The following is a 4,945-nucleotide window of genomic DNA, read 5'->3' on the forward strand; positions in this document are numbered from 1 at the left end:
GCGCGGCGGGGGGGAAGGGGAATTTCGCCCTACGACGGAATCAGGATTCAGCGAGCGATCGGCGCTCGTTCGCCGTCCATGGCAGTCATGCTGACCATGCATAACTTCACGGTAGGTTTTTGCGAGACCCTGGCTGAAGCCGTTCCGTGTTGCGCCAATATGTTGCGTCACGTTGCTTCGGACAATCTGCTTGTGGCGTCGGCGTTTGCCGAGGGCCGGCTTGGAGCCGGCGTCCTCGACTCGACGGTCTACGTCACGCGGGACGGCGACGGGTTCAGGATTAACGGCAGCAAGAAACCTTGCACGATGGCGGGTTGCATGGACATCATCACGGTCGGCGTCGCCGAGGTCGGTGCCGACGGAAACAAGCGAACGGGCATGGCAATCTTGGCCGGCGATCTGCCGGGTATCTCCAGGCACGCTTTCTGGAAGGTGCCGCTGCTGGCCGCCGCCGATAACAACGAACTCCGTTTCGAGAACGTCCGCGTGAGTGCTGACCAGGTGCTGCTGGCAGGAGATGACGATGCCGAGATCGCGGAAATCGTGGCGCTCGGAGAAGTGACTGGACTTGCATGGTTTGAGATTGTGGCGACGGCCAGCTATTTAGGCGCGGCGAGTGCGCTGGCGGAGAGGGTCTTGACAAACGTGCGCGTGGACCCCCACGAGCGAGCGTTGCTCGGCAGCGAACTCGAAACGGCACAAGCTGCACTAGACGGCGCCGTGCGACTAATGCAGACGGCCCCAGTCGATCAGTCATTGCTTGCGCGCGTTTTGCTCGTGCGTTTTGCGGTGCAACGCATTATCGAACGAAGCGCGATGCATGCGGCGGAACTGGCAGGCGGGCTGGCTTTTGTACGTGACGGCGAAATCATCAATCTGCTGACGGCGTGCCGGTGCCTTGCATTTCATCCGATAAGCAGGAAAGCCGCCGAACCGATGCTTGCGCAGTGGCTAGCCGGCGCGGACTCAGTTAACGAGTCGCAAACCAACTAATGCTTGCGGTGCCCGCGGTCGCTGCAAGCGTTGGCGCTACGGGCTCCGTCATTACGCGGGAACGGGTAAGCGTTTTCAGATGTACTGATGAGATTTCTCTATTGAAGTCACCATGCATAAATTGATCACGATTCTTCTGGTTGTCGTCGGTGTCATACATGTCTTGCCGGTTGTCGGTGCGGTTGGGGGGGCACGCCTGGCGGCGCTTTATGGAATGTCATTCGACGAACCTGACCTTGCCATCCTAATGCGGCACCGCGCTGTGTTGTTTGGATTGCTCGGTGTATTTATTGTCTACAGTGCATTCCACCCGGAACAGCAGCCCTTGGCTCTTGTTGCGGGCCTGGTCAGCGCAGGGTCGTTCTTGTGGATTGCATGGTGTGTCGGCGGTTACAACCCGGCGATTGCGCGAGTTGTGTTGGTGGACGTAGTGGCGGTCGCTTGCCTAATTGCGGCCGGGGGGGTGCTTATTTACCGAGACACCTAGAGCGAATGCGAGATCTGAGCTTGGTCTTCCAGGAAATGCGCCGTTACTCTTATGGCAATCTGGTATCACTTGTATCAGGGCGCGCCTCCTACACTCACTGCGTACATAAACGACTTGCACACAAGTGCACGGAGAAGCGCAATGAACAAGAAGATCCTGGGTGCGGTACTGGGGCTGGGTGTTTTGATGGTATCGGCGGCTGCGTCCGCTCACGTCAATGTCGACGTCGGCATCGGCCTGCCGGGCGTGTACTACGCGCCGGCGCCCGTGTATGTGGCGCCGCCTCCGGCAGTCGTGGTCGGCTATGGATATGGCGGCGGCTACGGTGGCTATGGCTGGCGCGAGCGTGAATGGCGCCACCGTGAAATGCGCCATGAAGCATGGCGCCAGCAGCAATGGCACGACCACCATGGGTATCGTGGTTATTGATATTGAAAGGCGTTTTCCGCTTTAAAGCACGAAGGCCGTTCTTCAATTGGAACGGCCTTCGTCGTTCCGGGGCACGCGGTCATGCTGATGGCGTCAATGCGTATCGGCGGCAATGCTCAAGGTAGCCTGCCTCGTGACTGCTCACCAATTCCACGATACTGGTCCACAACCAGGAAGGCGCATCGAACGTCTTGGTGCGCGACTTTCTCAGGACCGACAACCAGTCGCGCCGCTCGTGCTTGTCCATTTGCCGCGCGTGGGCCTTACCCACGACCAACGCAAGGAAGCGGGCTGCTTTCATCGCTTCGGCTTCGGTGAACTGTTCAAGCGTGAGCTTCAAGTCTTGCGGCAGCAATTCGCGGATGACCACTGACTTGTCCGTCAGGCGCGCGGCGCGCATGCGCTCGCCCAGCGCCGGCGTCAAGTGCCGCGCCCCTTCCAAAACGCGTTCGGCGTTGTCGCGCGGCATGCGCTTGTCCGGACCTTGGTCGGTATAGCGCGGTGCGGCCGCTTTCACGGCTTCCTTGATGTCGATGAGGCATAGATCGTCGCCTTCCACCGCGCCGCCATCAATATCCAGAAGCACCGCATAGCGCAACCGGCCGAGCGAACTGCAGCCCTTGACCCAATACGCGGCATCGATCACATCGACGCGCTTTTCATCGGCGTTCTTGCGCAGCGCAGTCGCGATGTTCGCAATCTCGCGCCGCTCGAACAGTTCGTGAATTTCAGTGCGTTCGGCTTTATCGAGCGGCCAAAAGCGCCTGCCAAGCGGAATGGTCGGCTCAACATCTTCGATACGTTCCACCGCCAGTTGCTGCCATGTTCGACGCACGGCTTCCTTCATTACCACGCGCACGGCTTCGGGCTTCACGTTCTTGGCCGCGTTGGATGCGTTGTCGTCGAAGGCCCGCTCGTATCCGTCCGCGAGCGCTTCCATCATGCGTGCCGTGGTGACGCCGGGCAGGTTGGAGCCGCGGGCAGCCGTCGCCAGCGAGAGCCCTAACCGGATGATGTCGTGCGCGGGATTGCCGATCACCGTCTGGTCGAGATCGCGGATCTGGATGGCGATGCGTCCATCGGCATCCGCGACCGGACCGAGATTGCCGGTGTGGCAATCGCCGCAAATCCAGATTGCCGGACCTTCAGGCAACGTGTGGCCTTCGATGCCATCGAGCCATTCGTAGAATTTGCCGGTGTTGCCGCGCACATAGGCGTGCGCGGATTCGGCCATCTTCATGTTGCGGCGCGCGTTGAGCGGCGCTTGACGTTTGTCGGGGCGGGGAGGTTTGTTTTTCGTCGGCATGTGCAGGTCCTGGAGTGAGACCGTATAGCAAACCGCGTGCCGTCGTGTGTAATAAATTCGAAAGTCGATCTTCGAGATCGCCTCCATAGCCCGGCGGTGAATGGGCTTGCCTGACTTTTTATTCGCCTTCTCTAACGTGTATCCAGCGGAAGGTGAGGTTGATTCGTTCGCCTTGAGTCTTCGGCTCTTTCGGAACCCTGTGTGCCCAGTCCAGTTGCGTGCGGCCTCGCATGACCAGCAGGCTGCCGTTTGTCAGGCGAAGCGTGTGCGTGAGGCGCGTCTTTTTGTGGCGGAAGTCGAAGGTGCGCGTACCACCCAGGCTGACAGATGCAATGGTCGGCTGGTCACCTAGTTCACGCTCCTTGTCGGAGTGCCAGCCCATGCTGTCCATGCCGGTGCGGTAGCGGTTGATCAGGACACTATTGAAGTTCGCATTGGCTGTGATTTCTGCCTGGCCCTTTAGCATCGCTACCGTCGGCGTCCACGGTTTTGGAACGTTTCGGATGCCCGAGTAAACGTATTCGGCATTTGGATCGCCCTGCCAGGACGTCAAGCGCGGGAACGGCATTTTGCCCGCCGGGGTGTTCATCTCGTCCTGTTGCCAGGCGACTTCGTCCATCAGCTTCGCAAATGCGGCGAAGGCGGCTCCGGGGCTTAGCCAGTGATCGATCCAGGTTATGTCGGGCTGCAGCGTTTCTTCGAAGAGATCTAGCATGGTCGGGGGCGGCCGGTAGCGGGTTACCGAGTATTTTAATACCCTCTGTGAACTCGGCTTCGCGCCGCTCCCCGCTATCTTGAAGCTTCAATGCGCAAGCTTCTTGACCTCGACCCGCTTCTTCAACACGCGCGCTTGCAGCACGATTACCAGCAACAGGAACACGCCGCGGATCACCGATTGCCAATACGCCGACAAGCTGATGAACCCCAGGCCGTTCTCGAAGTTCAGCAGGTTGAACACGAGTCCGAGCAGCGCAACGCCGGCCATGGTCATCGCTATCGACCCTTGTCCGCCGGTCAACAGTGTGCCGCCCAGCACCACGGCCGATATGGCGAACAACTCCCAGCCGATTCCTTCATTGGGCTGACCCGCACCGAACTGCGCCGCCAGGATCGCGCCTGCCAATCCCGCGAGCAAACCGCTCAATGCGTAGACCGCGACCAGCGTTCGGTCGACATTCAAGCCCATTAATCGCGAAGCTTCCTCGCTCCCCCCGATAGCCAGCGCGTGCCGCCCAAATCGCGTGCTGCGCAAGGCAAGCCAGCCCAACACCGCGGCGATCGCCGATACGATCCCCGGGATCGGCAAACCCCATAGATCACCCTGGCCGAAGTTAGCGAAACTCGAATTCGGCGCTATCGATACCGCATCGTTATGCCCCAGCAACAGCGCCATTCCATGGGCGCCCAGGCTCGTAGCCAAGGTGACGATAAACGGCAAGATCCGCATGTGCGTAATGACCATGCCATTCAATACGCCCACGGCCAAACCCGCCGCTGCGCCGGCCAGAACACCGGCCACGCCGCCGTACGGGCTCGCGAGCGCCGCGACCACGCTCGCCAGCGCGGCCACTGCGCCGACGGATAGATCGATGCCGCCCGTGATGATCACAAACGCCATGCCCACCGATATCAGCGCGAACATCGAGTTGTATCGCCAGAACGAGAAGATGTTGTAGGCGGACGCGAAATGGTCGTATCGAACGACGCCGAGCAACAACAATCCCGCGAGC

The 4,945-nt window shown here is 60.1% G+C and carries 6 protein-coding genes; 3 read left to right on the forward strand and 3 right to left on the reverse strand.

The window, feature by feature from the left end; genetic code table 11:
* From WCA53_RS05295 to WCA53_RS05305, 3 genes are all read left to right on the forward strand, one after another.
* The coding region (locus WCA53_RS05295; protein ID WP_423906476.1) for an acyl-CoA dehydrogenase at positions 1–993 on the forward strand (993 nt) is incomplete at its 5' end.
* A 112-nt stretch (positions 994–1,105) separates the two neighbouring features.
* Entirely contained in the window at positions 1,106–1,480 is a 375-nt protein-coding gene (locus WCA53_RS05300) for a phosphopantetheine adenylyltransferase (protein ID WP_423906480.1), read from the forward strand.
* 141 nt (positions 1,481–1,621) lie between these two features.
* Entirely contained in the window at positions 1,622–1,909 is a 288-nt protein-coding gene (locus tag WCA53_RS05305; RefSeq protein WP_423906483.1) for a hypothetical protein, read from the forward strand.
* A 79-nt stretch (positions 1,910–1,988) separates the two neighbouring features.
* On the opposite strand, the gene WCA53_RS05310 is transcribed toward WCA53_RS05305, so the two are convergent.
* The 3 genes from WCA53_RS05310 to WCA53_RS05320 all read right to left on the reverse strand — a co-directional run.
* Complete coding sequence (locus tag WCA53_RS05310) at positions 1,989–3,215, reverse strand: DUF2252 domain-containing protein (RefSeq protein ID WP_423906486.1); 1,227 nt, start codon at positions 3,213–3,215, stop codon at positions 1,989–1,991.
* A 118-nt stretch (positions 3,216–3,333) separates the two neighbouring features.
* Positions 3,334–3,930 (reverse strand): alpha-ketoglutarate-dependent dioxygenase AlkB family protein, encoded by a 597-nt coding sequence (locus WCA53_RS05315; RefSeq protein WP_423906489.1) that lies wholly within the window; start codon positions 3,928–3,930, stop codon positions 3,334–3,336.
* Positions 3,931–4,017: 87 nt separating this feature from the next.
* On the reverse strand, positions 4,018–4,945 hold a 928-nt coding region (locus WCA53_RS05320; RefSeq protein ID WP_423906491.1), incomplete at its 5' end, for an ABC transporter permease.

Source organism: Caballeronia sp. (assembly GCF_049581465.1).
Classification (GTDB): domain Bacteria; phylum Pseudomonadota; class Gammaproteobacteria; order Burkholderiales; family Burkholderiaceae; genus Caballeronia.